Source organism: Exiguobacterium sp. s80, assembly GCF_018618725.1.
GTDB classification, from domain to species: Bacteria; Bacillota; Bacilli; order Exiguobacteriales; family Exiguobacteriaceae; genus Exiguobacterium_A; species Exiguobacterium_A oxidotolerans.
In genome coordinates this window covers 68,511-84,783 of sequence record NZ_JACSMP010000009.1, presented here as the reverse complement: position 1 = coordinate 84,783, position 16,273 = coordinate 68,511, and the positions used below count along the sequence as shown (strand labels likewise).

The window sequence follows — 16,273 nt, the reverse complement described above, 5'->3', positions numbered from 1 at the left end:
TAGTTTCCTTTACCCGAATCTGGATACGTTTTATTTGCATTAAAATTGCAATTTTTAATGAAAAAAATTAAAATAAAGGAAAGAATTGAATATAAGGAAGGTGCTTTATGGGTCAAGCAGAACGATTACAAAAGATGCGTGAATGGATTAAGACGACGCCGGAGCTGACGCTCGATCAACTGGTCGAAACGTATCAAATTTCGCGGGATACAGCACGGCGTGACATCATTCAACTGGAAAGTGAAGGCGATATCATTCGCATCAAAAACGGGCTTGTTCGTGCGGGGGCGAAGCGCACCTTGAAGTACGATCAACGGACGGAGCAACCAGAGAAGGAACGGATTGCAAAACGGGCCTCGATGCGAATCAAGCAGGATGACCGGATTGTACTCGATGCGGCGACGACGGTCGCGAAGATGACGGCGTATATTCCGTTCTATTCCTTACAGGTCATCACCAATTCACTCGAAATCGCGGAGCAGATCGGCGAACGGGCAAACGTCGACTTGTATGTCACGGGTGGCAAGTTCGATCCGCATGCGAAGAGTCTCGTCGGTATCAAAACAGCGGATGACATCCTGCATTATCAAGTCGACCGCGTGTTCCTCGGAGCGTGCGGACTGACAAGTGAAGGGGTGTTCGCAGAAAATTTAGAAGAAGCGATCGTCAAAAAGGCGATGATTCGGAGCGGGGCAGAAGTGATCGTCTTAGCCGATCGGACGAAGTTTGACAAACGTTTTTTCCATAAAGTCTGTAGCTTAGAACAACTCGATGTCCTGATTACGAACGAGCGCCCATCTGCGGATTGGGAAGAACGACTACATCAAGCAGACGTCACGATTGAAGTGGCGAAGGAGGAATTGACATGACACCGATTCAAACCACGATTGTCGGATTCGGCTTTTCAGCTGTAACGTTCCATGCCCCGTTACTCGATGTGTTACCCGAATTCCATGTGCGACAAGTCGTCTCACGTGACGCAGGAAAAGTCCACCGTGTCTTTCCGGAAGCGCGTGTCGTTACGACGCTCGACGAGGCCTTGCACGATCAAGCGACAGAGCTCGTCGTCATCACGACGCCGACAGGTCTTCATTTCGAGATGGCGAAGCAAGCAATCGAAGCAAACAAACATGTCTTACTCGAAAAACCGGCCGTTGTTACGATTGAGGAAGGGGAGGCGCTACTGGCACTTGCCGAACAACATCGGGTGCATGTCGCCGTGTATCACAACCGTCGCTATGACGGTGACTTCCTGACGGTCGAGCAATTGATAGAAGCCAATGAAATCGGTGATTGGCAACTTCTCGAGTCACGTTTTGACCGTTACCGTCCGGTCGTCCGTGACCGCTGGCGGGAGAAGCAGGGAGCGGGTTCCGGCATCTTGTTTGATCTCGGTTCCCATTTGATTGACCAAGCGCTTGCCTTGTTCGGTGAACCGGACGAATTGACGGGTGACGTCTTGATGCAACGTGACGGGGCAGAGACGGATGACGGCTTCCATATCACGCTGCACTATGGCAAACGCCGGGTGATTCTTCGCTCGACATCGTTCGTTCAAGGACCGACACCACGTTTTGAGTTGCACGGTACGCGGGGAAGCTATGTGAAATACGGGATGGACCCGCAAGAAGCGCGACTTGCTTCAGGGCGGGAAGCGGACGGGACATTAGGTGAGGACGACCCGGAGGACTTTGGTCATCTGCAGCTGGCAGAACAGGCAGCAGAACGGCTGGAAACGCTATCCGGAAACTACCTCGGCTATTACCGCGACTTAGCGGACGGGTTAGCGACAGGACGACTGCCGGTCGACTTGCATGATGCTTTGAAGACAATGAAGCTGATCGAAGCCGTCCGCAAAAGCAGTGAAGATGGGCGGACGATCTGTCGGAAGGAGTGGGACAGATGAACATCGAAACTTTACTCGAACAAGAACAACAGCTCGTCTTGACGAGTTTGACGAATCAAGAGGCGATTGCTGCCGGACAATACGTCATTGAGCGGGCACTGCGCGAAGAGTTAGCGGTTGCCGTCGAAATCAAACGCAATGGGCAACGTCTCTATTACGCGGCACTCGAAGGAACGGCTCCCGATCAAGAAGAATGGATTCGCCGTAAATCAAACGTCGTCACCCGTCACGGACATAGCTCGCTCTACATGCGTGTCTACAATAAACTGAAACAACGGTCCTACCATACGATGTACGCCGTTGCGCCAGGCGATTATGCGGATGCGGGGGGATCGTTTCCGATTCGGGTCGCAGGCGTCGGGATCATCGGTACACTGACCGTGTCAGGGTTGTCGCAAGAGGCCGATCATCAATTAGCGATCGATGCGTTGACTTTTTTAAAACAACGAATGGCGTAAGGAAAAACCGTGTCCCCGATTCAGGGAACACGGTCTTTTCGATTGTTAAAAATAAAAAATGTTTCTTATATCTGTTTCCGATTGTTCGATTTTACTAGTTCGTGGGTGACTTTCTCACCGGATGCAGGTACGAATCCGAGGCGCCGATAAAAACCATCTGCGGCATCAGAGAAGAGTACGAGCCGGTCGTAACTTAAGAAAGCTTCCCGAATCATTTTCTCGAGTAAGCTCGTTCCGACTCCTTTGGACCGTGCTTCAGGTAAAACATAGACGTGGCGAATCCGGCCGGTCGAAGCTTCGTGCGGTTGTTTCGTATAACCACCACAGGCGATGGGTTGCCCCATCGGCGAAAGAACGATGAATAGCGCCTCACCGGTCTCTTGAAAGGTTTCATCGCGACGATTTCGTAACATGTACTCAATAAATTGAAATCCTTCCTGCGAGCTTTTCGCAAGTAAAGGCAACCAATTATAGCTGTCAAAATCGTTTACTCGTTCAACTGTCATCTCCATCGTCAATTCCTCCTTCTTCTCCCTCCATTATTCCTTTTTTAGTGAGGACAGAAACACAAAAATGAAGCAAATTAATCTTTTTTCGAATAGAGACTGGATTTTTAAAAGCCATTTTGCGTATAATGAGAAGTAATGGATTGAACGCAAATGAAAGGAAGTGGCCGTCACAATGAGCCTCAGCCGTTTGAGTAAAGAAAAAATTACTGAACTTTCACTGATTGAATTCGTCAATGAAATGCTTCAAGAAGCTGGCGAACAGCCAATCACTTTCGATGACATCACGAAAGAAATTGAAAAGTATCATTCGTTTACAGGTGAAGAAGACAAGTTCGAGAAACTTGCTCAACTCTATACAGACATGAATATCGACGGAAACTTCGTTAACGTCGGAGCAAACCGTTGGTCACTCCGTGCTTGGTATCCGTTTGATAAATCAGACGAGGATCTCGTCATCGAAGCACGTCAACGTGGTGAACTCGACGAGTTCGAAGAAGAGTTCAACTATGACGCAGAAGAAGATGAATTCGAGACGATCGAAGATGACCTCGATACATTCGCGAAGACAGCGGACTATGATTCAGCTGACGACACGGAAGACGATTCTTTCAAGAAAGTTGCAGCAATCGACGATCTTGAAGATGATTTAGAAGAAGACGATCTCGAAGACTTCGAGGACGATGAAGAAGAAGTATAAACAACCGTACAGCTGCGATTTCGAGTAAGAAATCGTAGTTTTTTCATTGACGGCTGACTAAGGACGAAAGATTTTTATTTGTTAAAAATCTGCTTGACGAAGTTTTCGGAATGACGTAAGTTAGTCATGGGCTTCTTTAAGCAACGTGCTTAATTTCAGCAAAAGTGTCTCCTGCAAATGGGGGCACTTTTGCTTTTTTTATTTTATTAGACCTCTGCTAGATTTTTGGACTTGAGAAGGGAGCATTTTATTCATGACAAAGTATATTTTCGTAACCGGTGGGGTAGTATCTTCGCTTGGAAAAGGAATCACGGCTGCTTCACTCGCACGGTTGCTCAAAAACCGTGGTCTGAACGTCACGATTCAAAAATTTGACCCATACATCAACATCGATCCAGGTACGATGAGCCCATATCAACACGGTGAAGTATTCGTAACGGATGATGGCGCTGAGACCGATCTTGATTTAGGTCACTACGAGCGTTTCATCGACATCAACTTGAGCCAAAACGCAAACGTGACATCCGGCCGCATCTATTCGACAGTTCTCAAAAAAGAGCGTCGCGGTGATTACAACGGTGGAACGGTTCAGGTCATTCCGCACATCACGAATGAAATCAAGGATCGTGTCTTCCGTGCCGGTAAAGAGACAGGCGCAGATGTCGTCATCACGGAGATTGGTGGAACAGTAGGGGATATCGAGTCGCTTCCGTTCATCGAAGCCATTCGCCAAGTCAAGAACGATATCGGAAAAGAAAACGTCATGTATGTTCACTGTACGCTCGTCCCGTATCTTGCAGCAGCAGGTGAATTGAAAACGAAACCGACACAACACAGTGTCAAAGAACTCCGCAGCTACGGAATTCAGCCGGATATCATCGTGCTTCGTTCAGAGCATGCGGTCCCGCAAGAAATGAAAGATAAAATCGCACTCTTCTGTGATACACGTCCGGAAGCCGTCATCGAAGCACAAGATGCATCGACATTATACGAAGTACCGCTCAACTTGCAACGTCAAGGCATGGATCAACTCGTTTGCGATTACTTCAAGTTCGATACACCGTCAGCTGACATGACAGCGTGGAAGCAACTCGTCCATACGGTGACGCATCTTGAGAAGAAAACGAAGATTGCACTCGTCGGAAAATACGTTGAGCTCCGTGACGCGTACATCTCAGTTGCTGAATCGCTCAAACACGCCGGTTTCGCCTTCAATAGTGACATCGACATCGACTGGATCAATGCAGAAGACGTGACGCGTGAAAACGTCGCCGAATTACTTGGTTCAGCAGATGGAATTCTCGTTCCAGGCGGATTCGGAGAACGCGGCATCGAAGGAAAAATCGAAGCGACGCGTTTCGCACGTGAAAACAACGTTCCGTTCTTCGGTATTTGTCTCGGCATGCAGCTTGCAACAGTCGAATTCGCACGTAACGTCTTGAACCTCGAAGGGGCACACTCGGCTGAAATCGACCCGTCGACACCATATCCGATCATCGACTTGCTCCCTGAACAAAAGGACATCGAAGATCTCGGTGGAACGCTTCGTCTCGGTCTGTACCCGTGTAAGCTTGAAGAAGGTTCAAAAGCACGTGCGGCGTATTCGAGCGAGCTTGTCTACGAACGTCACCGTCACCGTTACGAGTTCGGGAACGAGTTCCGTGAGCAGTTCGAAGCGAACGGCATGATTTTCTCGGGTACGAGTCCGGACGGCCGTCTCGTTGAAATCATCGAGATTCCAGAACATAAATGGTTCGTCGCGTGTCAGTTCCACCCGGAATTGATTTCACGTCCAGAACGTCCGCAAGCACTCTTCCATGACTTCATCCGAGCGTCACTTGGAGAATAAGAAGTAGGACGAGCAAATCAACCCCCTGTCTCCAAGCGGAAACAGGGGGTTTTGGCGTGTAGACAAACTCTTATGAAGCGTCAAGAGTCTGCATGAGCTTGCTGTCATGACAAGCTTTCCTGTCTCGACTCATCTTCAAAACGTCTGCATCACTTGTCTTTCCCTACGATATTGCCTAAAAAGCGTTTTTTTTCGTTTTTGCCGCTGCTAGCGCGAAATCGCATCTTTCCCTGTAGGAGTCACAGGCTACGAATCTATGATTGTGAAGGGGACATATCTCTAAAATTTCAATGATTCCGTAGTTTAAGGACGCTTTTTAAATTTATCTGCTATAATGATAGCGAATTCATTCCTACAAATTTAAGTGGAAGGTGTAGATAGCGATGACCGCCAAGTATAAGCAAGTTGCAGAACAAATCGAGACGGATATCGTAAATCACGTCTATCAACATACAAACAAGTTGCTCACAGAAGACGAATACGCGACAAAATATGGAATCAGCCGTAATACTGTCCGAAAAGCGATTGAGATTCTTGTGAATAAAGGATATGTCTATCAAGTACAAGGGAGTGGGGTGTTCGTTCGGGATCATTACAACAGCGATTATGTGAATCTCGAAAAACTCCAAGGATTGACTAGTGACTTTAGTGGACGGAAAGTCGAGACGCGTGTCCTTGCGTTTGAGCAGACGACAGCAAACGAAGAAGTTGCAGAACGAATGAAGTGTCCGGTCGGAACCCCCGTTTATTACGTCAAGCGTCTTCGTCTGGTCGACGATCATCCTTTTTCAGTCGAGGATTCCTATTTTCGTAAAAGTTTAGTCATTTACCTTGATGAAAACATCATTCAGAAATCAATTTATAACTATTTACGTAATGATCAAAAACTCGCGATTGGCTTTGCTGATCGCGTCATCTATGCTGATTTTTTGAAATTAGATGACGCAGTATTACTCGAGCTGAAAGAAGATGATCCAGCCTTGCTCGTCGACAACACTGTGTATTTAACGAATGGTCAAATCTTTGACGTATCACGTGCTACACATCATTTTCGACATGTCAAAATGCTTAAAGTCTCCAATATTAAATCATGAACGTAGGCGAGAGAGTCATCTCGCTTACGTTTTTTTGTTCACATTTTATTCAATAAGAAAGGGTTTACATAAAATTTAACGCGTGCTATTATCAACTTGTAGAATTTGTACCTATGAATTTTAGTTATCCATACAAAAAGGAGAGATACAATGGTTTCTGAAACGATTGACATTACACCGGAAGATATATTTGGTCTCATCGCCCTCTCGGGAGACGCGAAAGCCAGTTACCACCAGGCAATGCTCCTCATGCAAGAAGGGAAAGTCGCGGAAGCGAATGAAGCGGTCAAGACAGGGGATGCAACATTAAAAGAAGCGCACGGCATCCAAACGAAATTCGTCACGCTTGAAGCGCAAGGGAAAACAGCTACAGTAGGTGTCTTGATGGTACATGCTCAAGATCATTTGATGAATACGATTCTTGTAAAAGAAATGCTCGGATACATGATGAATATGCAAAACGAAATCAACCAACTGAAGGGAATGGATCAAAAATGATGAAAATCGGACTTTTCTGTGCAGCAGGTATGTCAACAAGTATGTTAGTGGAAAAAATGAAAGCGGTTGCTACTGAACGTGGTCTTGAAACGGAAATCGCAGCGTACCCGGAATCGGAAATGGAAACGTATGTGGATACAATCGATGTTGCGCTCCTTGGACCACAAGTCAAATATTTACTTGCGAAAGGTAAACAAATCTGTGAACCAAAAGGTGTTCCGATTGATGTCATCAATACGGTTGACTACGGCATGATGAACGGAACAAAAGTACTGGACCATGCGATCAAACTCGCAAATAAATAAACGGGGTGACGACTTTGAAAATGCCTAAAAATTTCTTGTTTGGTGCTGCTTCTGCCTCTTATCAAGTCGAAGGTGCATGGAACGAGGACGGGAAGGGTGTCTCGAACTGGGATGTCTTCTCGAAAATTCCAGGAAAGACATTTGAAAATACAAACGGTGATGTCGCGATTGATCACTATCACCGTTACAAAGAAGATATCGGACTGATGGCTGAAATGGGACTCGAGTCATATCGTTTCTCCATCTCTTGGCCACGCATCTTCCCGAATGGCACGGGGGAAGTGAATGAAAAGGGATTAGAGTTTTACAACAACGTCATCGACGAGTGCTTAAAACACAACATTGTACCATTCGTGACGCTATACCACTGGGATCTTCCGCAAGTACTTGAAGAACGAGGCGGCTGGCGGAGTCAGGAGACGGTCGCTGCGTTCGTCCGTTTTGCCGAGACTTGTTTTGAGGCTTTTGGGGATCGCGTCCGCAACTGGATCACCTTTAACGAGACGGTCATCTTTTGTTCGCTCGGCTACTTGTCAGGTGCACACCCACCAGGAATCGAAGGAGATGCAAAGGCGTATTTCCAAACGACGCATAACGTCTTCGTCGCACATGCGCGCACGATCGAAAGCTTTAAGCAGGCGGGTTATGAAGGTGAGATTGGCATCACACATGTGTTTAATCCAGCGTTCAGCATCGATAATGAGGCGGATAATAAGTTTGCTGAGATGCATGCGAATGAATTTTCGACACACTGGTTCTATGATCCAATTTTAAAAGGAACATATCCGGAATATGTCGTCAAACAATTGGACCAACAAAATCTTCTTCCTGACTGGACGGAAGAGGAGCTCGACTTGCTCAAACGGACAGCTCCGATGAATGATTTCATTGGTCTTAATTATTATTGCCCGCAACGTGTCATGAAAAATGATACAGCACTCGTCATGGCAGGCGGACGTGAAAATTCGACAGGTCGCCCTGGGAATCCGTCGTTCGATGGTGTTTACAAGACGGTCTTGATGGATGATAAAGTGTATACGAAGTGGGGCTGGGAAATTGCACCGGATGCTTTCCTCGAAGGAATGCGGATGCTAAAAGCCCGTTATGGCGATATCAAAATCTACATCACAGAGAACGGACTTGGTGACGTCGATCCAATCGTCGGCGAAGAAATCAAAGATACACCACGAATCGAATACATTGAAGGTCATTTACGTGCGGTGAAGCATGCCGTTCAAGAAGGGATCAACGTCTCGGGTTACTATGCGTGGTCGGTCATTGATCTTCTGAGCTGGCTGAACGGCTATAAAAAACAGTACGGCTTCATCTATGTCGATCATGTAAATGGTCTTGCTCGTAAAAAGAAACAGTCGTTCCATTGGTATCAAGAAATCATCGCCACGCGCGCTGCAGACCTATAAGGAGGTTTCCGAATGAGCCGTCTAGAAACCGCATTCGAAAAAGTCACACCAGCTTTTGCTCGTTTTGCGAATGCAAAACCTGTTCTCGCTATTAAAGATGGATTTATTTTGACAATGCCGATGACTATCATCGGATCACTTTTCCTACTGATTTTGGCACTTCCGATTCCGGGGTGGGCAAATTTCATGTCAGGGTTATTTGGGGCAGATTGGACGTTACCGCTGACGCAGGTCGTTGGAGCGACATTCGACATCCTCGCTTTGATTGGTGTATTCGGGATTGCCTATTCCTACGTCAAAAATGAAAAGATTGAGGGGGTGCCGGCTGGTATCCTTGCAATTATCTCGTTTTTAATCATTACTCAAGCTTCAGTCCTTTCGGAATCAGGAGAAGTCGTAAACGGGGTCGTGCCAAAAGTTTGGACAGGCGGACAAGGGGTCATGGCAGCGATTCTTGTTGGATTAGTTGTCGGGTTCGTTTATTCGCAGTTCATCAAGCGTGGAATCAGTATCAAAATGCCGGATGGCGTCCCACCAGGTGTGGCCAATTCGTTTTCAGCGCTCGTACCGGGATTAGCTGTCATCACACTGTCAGTTGTGACGTTTGCGGTATTCCAGGCGTTCGCTGATCGGACGTTCACGGAAGTCATTTATGACGTGCTTCAAACACCGATTCAAAACTTAACAGATACGCTTGCCGGAGCAGTGCTCATCATGGTCTTGATGTCTGTTATGTGGTGGTGCGGCATTCATGGTGCGGCAATCATCATGGGGATTATGGGACCATTATTGACAGCAAATGCATTGCAGAACCAAGCGCTCATCGACTCGGGGAAAGAACTTGTCGTCGGAGAGAATGCAAAGATCGTTACGATTCAGTTTCTTGATGTATTTACGAAACTTGGAGGTACTGGAATTACGATTGGTTTCATCATCGCCACGCTTATGGTTGCGCGTTCAGCTCACTTGAAGCAGCTCGGTAAATTGTCACTTGCACCGAGTCTGTTTAACATCAATGAGCCAGTCATCTTTGGGATGCCGATCGTCTTCAATCCGGTCATGTTTATCCCGTTCGTCATTGTTCCGGCGATTGCATCATTCATGGTCTATTTCACGATTTTGTGGGGATGGGTCGAACCGTTTAATGCCTTGCAAGTTCCGTGGACGACTCCGCCAATCATCTCAGGGTTCTTGATAGGAGGATGGCGGGCAGCACTCTTACAGATTGCGACGATCGCTATGTCCGTTGCGATTTACTTGCCTTTCGTTCGAATGCAGGATCAAATCTCATATGGAGAAGAAGTCAAAGCACAGGAAGATCAAGCTTCGGCATAAAACCGTGCTCATAGAAAAACCGATCGATTCCTCTTTTGAAACAATAGGGGAGTCGGTCGGTTTTAATTGTTTTGTATGGAACCATGTATTTTGTGCGCCACCCATCGAAAGAGGACGACATGAAAGAGTGATACTCGGTTAAATTTTTGCAAAGATCGTATCTAGGATTCAGCAGTCATTATTATAGAAGAAAAGCGTCAAGCCCACTCTTCCGTCATCTCTTGCAGTTGCGTCAAGATATGTGTCAGCAAAAAGGCTCCGAGGGCAAGACTTGGCAACCCGTGACGCGAGCCGTCTTCAGCCGGGAGCAACCCTTTATTGAATTTTAAGGCGAGTGGTGCGATGGAGCGCTCGAGCGTCTCTGTTACATCTCCAAGCGTGACAATTGCATACGGTGTATGCCACGAGTCATAGCGGGCGAGTGATGCTTGGAAGTCGGGGCGTTCCGTATCCGGTGTAAATATGAGAATCCGGTCGACGGCATGGAGTGTTTTATGATTTTTAATCTGTGAGACACGTTTCATTTGGTCCGGACCTTCGGACAACATCGGATAAAGACCTTCGAATTCGCCGTAAGCATCAACATAAACGGTACCCTCTCCGACGAGCGCTTGAGCCAGCAAACGGACGACATCGAACAATTCGTCCTCTTGTTTGACGAGACTTTGAAGCTTTCCGTTGAATTGAGTCGCTAAAATTTTCATCATGGGTGAACATCCTCTCTAAATTTCTATCACAGACAGTATATAGCAAGTTTTACTTTAATGTAGAATGGAAATAACTAGAGGGGGAGTGTGAAAGATGAAAGGGAGACTACTCATCGCGGAAGATGAGCCGGGCATACGGAATTTATTGGCACAGTTATTCAAGGCGCAAGGGTACATCACGGATTTAGCGGTCGATGGAATCGAGACGATTGAACGATTACGCGAAGCGGATTACGATCTGCTGCTGATGGACGTCAACATGCCTGGGAAAACAGGGATTGAAGTGTTGCGTCATCAAGACCAAATCGGACGTCCGATCCGGACGATTTTAATGACGGCGCTCAGTGAAAAAGAAGCGATGGAAGAAGCGAAACGACTCGGTGTCGTCGCCTTCTTCGGAAAGCCGTTTGATATCTTTGAACTGAAAAAAGAAGTGACTGTGCAGATTTCGAGCGATGTAAGCGGTTAATCCTTCACGTCGTCGTCACAAACCTGAAAACAGAGCGAAATGCTGTACGTTCAAGCGAATCAGTATGTTATAATCAGTCTGAAATTACACGATTCCGTGTAAGCAGCGATCAAAACAGAGGAGGATGTCATTATGCCATTAGTATCTATGACAGACATGTTAAACAAAGCGCTCGAAGGTAAGTATGCAGTAGGTCAATTCAACATCAACAACCTCGAGTGGACACAAGCGATTCTCGGTGCGGCTCAAGAAGAGCAGTCACCAGTTATCCTTGGTGTATCTGAAGGTGCAGCACGTCACATGGGCGGATTCTACACGGTTGTTAAAATGGTAGAAGGTCTCGTTCACGACATGAAAGTAACAGTTCCTGTTGCGATTCACCTCGACCACGGTTCAAGCATTGAAAAATGTAAAGAAGCGATCGACGCTGGATTTACATCTGTAATGATCGATGATTCACACAGCCCAATCGACACAAACATCGAAACAACTAAAGCAGTTGTTGAGTATGCACATGCTAAAGGTGTTTCTGTTGAAGCAGAAGTTGGAACTGTCGGTGGACAAGAAGACGACGTTATCGGTGACGTTATGTACGCGAAACTTGACGAGTGCGTTCGCATCGTTAAAGAAACAGGCATCGACACGCTCGCTCCAGCACTCGGTTCTGTACACGGTCCTTACAAAGGTGAACCAAACCTTGGTTTCGCTGAAATGGAAGAAATCCGTAACGCAACAGACCTTCCACTCGTTCTTCACGGTGGTACAGGAATCCCGACACACGATATCGAAAAAGCGATTTCGCTCGGTACTTCTAAAATCAACGTCAACACAGAGAACCAAATCTCATTCGCGAAAGTCGTTCGTGAAGTATTGGCTGAGAAACCAGAAGCATATGACCCACGCGTATTCATCGCACCAGGTCGCGAAGCAATCAAACAAACAGTCATCGGTAAGATGCGTGAGTTTGGTTCAAGCAACAAAGCATAATTTTTATCCTTTAAAATGCGGTAGACTCCGGTCTATCGCATTTTTTTTCATCTAGAAAGCAAACTGTTTTTGGAAAACGTTAGGACTTCGAGCGAAAAAAATTTATAATGGAACAGTAAGCGATTTCAAGGGAATACTTTAAGGGATGAAAGGGGAAGGATTAAAATGAGATTTTTTATCGACACAGCGAACGTAGAGGATATTAAAAAAGCACATAAAATGGGGATTTTAGATGGGGTTACAACAAATCCATCACTCGTCGCAAAAGAAGGCGTCGACTTCCATACACGTCTCCGTGAGATTTGTGAAATCGTCGGGGATGTATCCGTCAGTGCGGAAGTCATCGCACTCGATGCAGAAGGAATGATTCGTGAAGGGAAGGAACTCGCACAAATCGCACCGAACATTACGGTAAAGGTTCCGATGACACCTGCTGGTCTTGAAGCAGTTGCAGCATTGTCAAAAGAAAAAATTACGACGAACGTGACATTGATTTTCAATCCGAACCAGGCACTTCTCGCAGCACGTGCTGGAGCGACATACGTTTCGCCGTTCCTCGGGCGTCTCGATGACATCGGGCAAGATGGAATGGGACTCGTCGAAACGATTGCGCAAATCTTCGTTGTCCATGATATTCCGACACAAATCATTGCAGCATCGATTCGTAATCCGATTCATGTCACGAATGCAGCACTTGCAGGTGCAGATATCGCGACGATTCCGTTCAACGTCATTGAGTCGTTGACACACCACCCATTGACGACTCAAGGAATCGAGAAGTTTCTCGCGGACTGGGAAAAAGCCCAGCAATAATAGATGGTGAAGAAAGGTTGATGGATAGTGGACATTTTGCATATCGTAGGGCAACAACGCCTTGAAGGAACGGTCTTGATCAGCGGTTCGAAACAAAGTGCGATTCCATGCCTCGCGGCCGCACTCTTGACGGATCAGCAAGTCGTACTTGAGGGTGTGCCGGACATTGGCGACGTTACGACGATGATCCAAATCATGGAGACGCTTGGAGCCGTCGTGACACGTCAAGGCGATATGGTGACGATTGACCCGAGTCAAGTCGAACCAATGCCTTTGACGGGAGCGGAGACACGGAAATTACGTGGATCAATCTACCTCATGAGCATTCTTGCAGCGCGATTTAAACAGGGGGTCGTCGGTCTACCCGGTGGCTATGCCATCGGTCCTCGACCGATTGATTTGCATATTAAAGCACTCGAGCGTCTCGGTGTTTCGATGCGGAACGAACAAGGTGTTTACTACATGCGTGTCGAAGAGTTAAAGGGTAACCGCATCTATCTTGATTTACCTTCCTTCGGTGCGACAATCAGTGCGTTACTCGTCGCCGTCATGGCTGAAGGAACGACAGTGATTGAAAATGCCGCCTGTGATCCGGAAGTGATCGATGTCAGTACGATGCTTACGAACATGGGAGCGAGTGTCAAAGGTGCAGGGACCGATGAAATTCGCATCAAAGGGATTAAATCGCTTCAAGGCTGTCGTCATACACTGATTCCTGACCGGATGGAGGCGGGAACGTTTCTGACGATGGGCGCCGTCCTTGGACGCGTCACGGTCGACAACGTCATTCCGCTACATCTTGAAAGCATCATTCAAAAGCTCGAACGGTTCGGTGCGAAGGTTGAAGTCGCAGACGATGCAGTCACGGCTTCAATCGGGGAAATGAAACCGGTCGATATCAGGGTTTTCCATTACGGTGGGTTTCCGAGTGACATGCAACCAATCATCTCAGCGGCGCTTTTGCAAGCGAAGGGTGCGAGCATCGTTGTTGATAAGCTGTACCCCCAACGTTTCCGTCACGTCCAAGAAATGCGTCGCCTGAGTGCACGGATTACGCATGAAGATGCTGCTTCCATCATCATCCGCGGTGGTGAAACGTTGTTTGGGGCAGAACTCGAGGCGAAAGATCCGCGTGGCGCGGCAGCACTCGTTCTAAGTGGAATGCTCGCTTCAGGCGAAACGTTGTTGCATCATGCTGAACTCATCGATCAAAGTTATGAACGGTTCGATGAAAAGTTAAAAGGGCTCGGGGCCCTCGTATGGCGCGAAACGGTCTGACCGATTTTTAGCAAAAGAGAGGGGACATACACATGGAAAGAAGTCTATCAATGGAACTTGTACGCGTAACAGAGGCGGCGGCACTTGCCTCTGCCCGCTGGATGGGGAAAGGTTTGAAGAATGAGGCAGATGACGCGGCGACGAGCGCAATGCGTGATGTCTTCGATACGATCCCGATGAAGGGAACGGTCGTCATTGGCGAAGGTGAGATGGATGAAGCACCGATGCTCTACATTGGAGAAAAGCTTGGAAATGGATATGGCCCACGACTCGATGTTGCCGTCGACCCGCTTGAAGGAACGAACATCGTCGCAAAAGGAACATGGGGTGCGCTTGCCGTACTCGCTGTTGCAGATGCTGGCGATTTGCTCCATGCACCGGACATGTATATGGATAAAATTGCTGTCGGTCCGGAAGCGGCAGGTCACGTCAGCTTAGATGCGACGATTGAAGAAAACATCGCCGCTGTCGCGAAAGCTAAAAATAAAGACATCGAAGACGTCGTCGTCTCGATTCTTGATCGTGAACGTCATGAAGAAGTCATTCAACGGATTCGGGCAACGGGAGCACGGATTCGCTTGATTGGTGACGGCGATGTCGCAGCGGCAATCAATACCGCATTCCCGCATACAGGGATTGATTTACTGCTCGGTTCAGGCGGAGCGCCTGAAGGTGTGCTTGCAGCCGTTGCACTTAAGTGTCTCGGCGGTGAACTCCAAGGCCGTCTGCTTCCGGCAGACGAGGCGGAAGTCGCACGCTGTAAAAAGATGGGGATTGAAGATCCGTCAAGAATCCTCATGATGGACGATCTTGTTTCAGGAGATGACTGTATCTTTGCTGCAACGGGCGTAACGGACAGTGAGCTGATGAAAGGTGTTCAGTTCTCCGGACAAGGTGGACAAACGCACTCTGTCGTCATGCGCGCAAAATCAGGAACCGTTCGTTTCGTCGAAGGACATCACTCGTTCAAAAAGAAACCGAAGCTCGTCATTAAGTAATGCATGAAACTGAGCAAAACAAAGAAAGACCTTTCCGATTTTTTCGGAAAGGTCTTTTTCTTTTGTGAACCAACTATTCTTTCAACGGTGCTTGGACGGAAGCGCTCATCTTTGTGAGTGTTTGACGTGGTAAGAGCCGCGTCAGGAAAACATAGAAGGCATTGCTTGCACCAGGAATCACCAGCGTCTTGCCTTGCATGTATCCATCGAAGGATAGCTTAGCGACGGTTGGCGCATCCATGATGCCGGGGCGTTTAAACAAACGGGAAGCAGACAGGCCGGCCGTCGCTTCGAAATCGGTATGGGTCGCACCGGGACAAACCGCCGTGACTTGAATGCCGTAAGGCGCGAGTTCCTCTGCTAAAGCTTCGGAAAAACTTAAGACGTAGGCTTTTGTTGCATAATAGACGGCTAGGAACGGACCGGCTTGAAATGCTGCCGTCGAAGCTATCTGTACGATCCGACCTTGTATATCTTGGTCCCGCATCCGCTGTGCATAAGCTTTTGTCAGATGAGTCAGGGCCCGGATGTTGACATCAATCATGTTCAGTTCGCGTGAAAGTTCGGTTTCGAGAAACTCACCAAATAATCCGAAACCGGCATTGTTGATTAAGAGATCGACCGAATCATCTTTTGTCGCCCGAAGGAGGGCTTCGATGTGGAGGGGCTGTCCGATGTCGTAAGGAAAGACATCAGCCGTTCCTCCTTCTTGTTCGACGAGATACTTCGTCTCGAACAGTTTTTCGGCATTGCGCCCGACGAGCAGCAGATGATCTCCTTGCATGCCATGTAACCGTGCGAGCTCGCGACCGATTCCTGCTGAGGCTCCTGTAATCAATACGTTCATAGGATCACGCTCCTGTTTCGTGGATTGAATTGATAGAAAAAGGGTATTAACTAGACGATAGCGCAGAACAAACAAAAAAGCGATTGAGCCGATGCTCAACCG

The 16,273-nt window shown here is 47.5% G+C and carries 18 protein-coding genes; 15 read left to right on the top strand and 3 right to left on the bottom strand.

Annotated elements, in window-relative coordinates; translation table 11 throughout:
* Positions 1-107: 107 nt before the first annotated feature.
* From KNP94_RS13740 to KNP94_RS13730, 3 genes are read left to right on the top strand one after another with little or no spacing between them, the layout of a single operon-like run.
* Positions 108-869 (top strand): DeoR/GlpR family DNA-binding transcription regulator, encoded by a 762-nt coding sequence (locus KNP94_RS13740; RefSeq protein WP_088838008.1) that lies wholly within the window; start codon positions 108-110, stop codon positions 867-869.
* On the top strand, positions 866-1,906 hold the full coding sequence (locus KNP94_RS13735) for an oxidoreductase (protein WP_214770953.1): 1,041 nt from the start codon (positions 866-868) through the stop codon (positions 1,904-1,906). The genes KNP94_RS13740 and KNP94_RS13735 overlap by 4 nt, the downstream gene beginning before the upstream one ends.
* Positions 1,903-2,364: a heme-degrading domain-containing protein gene (locus tag KNP94_RS13730; RefSeq protein ID WP_088838006.1), complete on the top strand. Its 462-nt coding sequence runs from the start codon at positions 1,903-1,905 to the stop codon at positions 2,362-2,364. The genes KNP94_RS13735 and KNP94_RS13730 overlap by 4 nt, the downstream gene beginning before the upstream one ends.
* Before the next feature lie 65 nt (positions 2,365-2,429).
* Here the strand turns inward: KNP94_RS13730 and KNP94_RS13725 are convergent, their stop codons facing one another.
* Complete coding sequence (locus tag KNP94_RS13725; protein WP_088838005.1) at positions 2,430-2,876, bottom strand: GNAT family N-acetyltransferase; 447 nt, start codon at positions 2,874-2,876, stop codon at positions 2,430-2,432.
* Between the two features lie 169 nt (positions 2,877-3,045).
* Between KNP94_RS13725 and rpoE the strand changes: the two genes are divergently transcribed.
* From rpoE to KNP94_RS13690, 7 genes are all read left to right on the top strand, one after another.
* A complete protein-coding gene (gene rpoE / locus KNP94_RS13720) occupies positions 3,046-3,570 on the top strand; it encodes a DNA-directed RNA polymerase subunit delta (RefSeq protein WP_029331815.1) in 525 nt (174 codons plus the stop codon).
* Between the two features lie 253 nt (positions 3,571-3,823).
* Positions 3,824-5,419 carry a CTP synthase gene (locus KNP94_RS13715; RefSeq protein WP_029331814.1) on the top strand — a complete coding sequence of 532 codons (1,596 nt, stop codon included), beginning with the start codon at positions 3,824-3,826 and terminating at the stop codon, positions 5,417-5,419.
* Between the two features lie 383 nt (positions 5,420-5,802).
* On the top strand, positions 5,803-6,513 hold the full coding sequence (locus KNP94_RS13710; protein ID WP_088838004.1) for a GntR family transcriptional regulator: 711 nt from the start codon (positions 5,803-5,805) through the stop codon (positions 6,511-6,513).
* Positions 6,514-6,663: 150 nt separating this feature from the next.
* The gene (locus KNP94_RS13705; protein WP_029331812.1) at positions 6,664-7,011 is read left to right on the top strand and encodes a PTS lactose/cellobiose transporter subunit IIA; all 348 of its coding nucleotides are present in this window, start codon (positions 6,664-6,666) and stop codon (positions 7,009-7,011) included.
* Positions 7,008-7,316: a PTS sugar transporter subunit IIB gene (locus tag KNP94_RS13700; protein ID WP_029331810.1), complete on the top strand. Its 309-nt coding sequence runs from the start codon at positions 7,008-7,010 to the stop codon at positions 7,314-7,316. Before KNP94_RS13705 ends, KNP94_RS13700 begins: the two co-directional genes overlap by 4 nt.
* Before the next feature lie 14 nt (positions 7,317-7,330).
* Positions 7,331-8,737 carry a glycoside hydrolase family 1 protein gene (locus KNP94_RS13695; protein ID WP_214767805.1) on the top strand — a complete coding sequence of 469 codons (1,407 nt, stop codon included), beginning with the start codon at positions 7,331-7,333 and terminating at the stop codon, positions 8,735-8,737.
* Between the two features lie 12 nt (positions 8,738-8,749).
* Positions 8,750-10,072 carry a PTS sugar transporter subunit IIC gene (locus KNP94_RS13690; RefSeq protein WP_215115847.1) on the top strand — a complete coding sequence of 441 codons (1,323 nt, stop codon included), beginning with the start codon at positions 8,750-8,752 and terminating at the stop codon, positions 10,070-10,072.
* Between the two features lie 197 nt (positions 10,073-10,269).
* On the opposite strand, the gene KNP94_RS13685 is transcribed toward KNP94_RS13690, so the two are convergent.
* A complete protein-coding gene (locus tag KNP94_RS13685) occupies positions 10,270-10,779 on the bottom strand; it encodes a DUF2529 family protein (RefSeq protein ID WP_088838001.1) in 510 nt (169 codons plus the stop codon).
* Between the two features lie 94 nt (positions 10,780-10,873).
* Here KNP94_RS13685 and KNP94_RS13680 point away from each other — a divergent pair, with 94 nt between their 5' ends.
* The 5 genes from KNP94_RS13680 (at position 10,874) to glpX (ending at position 15,324) form a co-directional block, all read left to right on the top strand.
* Positions 10,874-11,248, top strand: coding sequence for a response regulator (locus KNP94_RS13680; RefSeq protein ID WP_088838000.1), 375 nt, complete (start codon positions 10,874-10,876; stop codon positions 11,246-11,248).
* Positions 11,249-11,380: 132 nt separating this feature from the next.
* On the top strand, positions 11,381-12,235 hold the full coding sequence (fba, locus tag KNP94_RS13675) for a class II fructose-1,6-bisphosphate aldolase (protein ID WP_088837999.1): 855 nt from the start codon (positions 11,381-11,383) through the stop codon (positions 12,233-12,235).
* A 165-nt stretch (positions 12,236-12,400) separates the two neighbouring features.
* Complete coding sequence (gene fsa, locus KNP94_RS13670; RefSeq protein ID WP_029331801.1) at positions 12,401-13,048, top strand: fructose-6-phosphate aldolase; 648 nt, start codon at positions 12,401-12,403, stop codon at positions 13,046-13,048.
* 27 nt (positions 13,049-13,075) lie between these two features.
* The gene (gene murA / locus KNP94_RS13665; protein ID WP_215115846.1) at positions 13,076-14,326 is read left to right on the top strand and encodes a UDP-N-acetylglucosamine 1-carboxyvinyltransferase; all 1,251 of its coding nucleotides are present in this window, start codon (positions 13,076-13,078) and stop codon (positions 14,324-14,326) included.
* Between the two features lie 32 nt (positions 14,327-14,358).
* Positions 14,359-15,324, top strand: a complete 966-nt coding sequence (gene glpX / locus KNP94_RS13660; protein ID WP_088837997.1) for a class II fructose-bisphosphatase — start codon at positions 14,359-14,361, stop codon at positions 15,322-15,324.
* Positions 15,325-15,397: 73 nt separating this feature from the next.
* Here the strand turns inward: glpX and KNP94_RS13655 are convergent, their stop codons facing one another.
* Positions 15,398-16,171 carry an SDR family NAD(P)-dependent oxidoreductase gene (locus KNP94_RS13655; protein WP_215115845.1) on the bottom strand — a complete coding sequence of 258 codons (774 nt, stop codon included), beginning with the start codon at positions 16,169-16,171 and terminating at the stop codon, positions 15,398-15,400.
* Positions 16,172-16,273: the final 102 nt, after the last annotated feature.